This is a genomic window from Microbacterium sp. Bi128, from assembly GCF_918698205.1.
Window position 1 is genome coordinate 1 of record NZ_CAKKMM010001455.1, and the last position, 1,247, is coordinate 1,247.

General features: G+C 65.8%; 2 protein-coding genes. Both read left to right on the forward strand.

Going from position 1 to position 1,247, the window contains the following annotated elements:
- Positions 1–503, forward strand: a 503-nt coding sequence (locus LQV45_RS33635) for an ABC transporter permease (RefSeq protein ID WP_374208371.1), incomplete at its 5' end; no start/stop codon positions are given.
- Between the two features lie 15 nt (positions 504–518).
- On the forward strand, positions 519–1,247 hold a 729-nt coding region (locus LQV45_RS33640), incomplete at its 3' end, for an ATP-binding cassette domain-containing protein (RefSeq protein ID WP_230012132.1).

The following is a 1,247-nucleotide window of genomic DNA, read 5'->3' on the forward strand; positions in this document are numbered from 1 at the left end:
TCGCCTCCTCGGTGAGCGTCGGCGGCGTCGACATCAAGATCACCGTGTTCTACTGGTTCGCGCTCGTCGCGGTCGCGACCTGGGTGCTGATGCGGACCCGGGTGGGGAACTGGATCTTCGCCGTGGGCGGGGACGCGAACGCGGCCCGCGCCGTGGGCGTGCCGGTCAAGGCCACCAAGATCGGTTTGTTCATGGCCGTGGGGTTCTGCGCCTGGATTCTGGGCATGCACAACCTCTTCGCCTTCGACACCGTGCAGTCCGGTGAGGGCGTGGGCAACGAGTTCCTCTACATCATCGCCGCGGTGATCGGCGGCTGCCTGCTCACCGGCGGGTACGGCTCGGCGATCGGCGGCGCGATCGGCGCGTTCATCTTCGGCATGGCCAACAAGGGCATCGTCTACGCGCAGTGGAACCCGGACTGGTTCAAGTTCTTCCTGGGCCTGATGCTGCTGCTGGCCACCATCGTCAACCTCATCGTCAAGCGCCGCGCGGAACTGAAGTAGAAGGGCCCCGGAACCATGAATGCCAAAGAGATCGACCAGCAGACCCTGCTGCAGAACGAAAACGATCCCCTCACCCACACCCCGGTGCACCTGCTCTCCCTCGACGGGGTCGGGAAGCACTACGGGAACATCATCGCCCTCTCCGAGGTCACCATGGCGGTGGACAACGGCCGCGTCACCTGCGTGCTGGGCGACAACGGTGCGGGCAAGTCCACGCTGATCAAGATCATCGCCGGCCTGCACCAGCACGACGCCGGGGTCCTGAAGATCATGGGGGAGGAGCGGAAGTTCAGCTCCCCCCGGGACGCCCTGGACGTCGGGATCGCCACGGTCTACCAGGACCTCGCCGTGGTGCCTTTGATGCCGATCTGGCGGAACTTCTTCCTTGGCTCGGAACTGACGTCCGGCTTCGGCCCGTTCAAGAGCATGGACGTCGAGAAGATGAAGGACATCACGCTCAAGGAACTCGCCGCGATGGGCAACGACCTACGCGACGTCGAGCAGCCCATCGGCCAGCTCTCCGGCGGTGAACGCCAGTGCGTCGCGATCGCCCGGGCCGTGTACTTCGGCGCGAAGGTCCTGATCCTGGACGAGCCCACCGCGGCCCTGGGCGTGAAGCAGTCCGGCGTGGTGCTCCGCTACATCCTGCAGGCCCGCGACCGCGGCCTCGGGGTCATCTTCATCACCCACAACCCGCACCACGCCTTCCCTGTCGGGGACCGGTTCCTGCTGCTCAAACGGGGC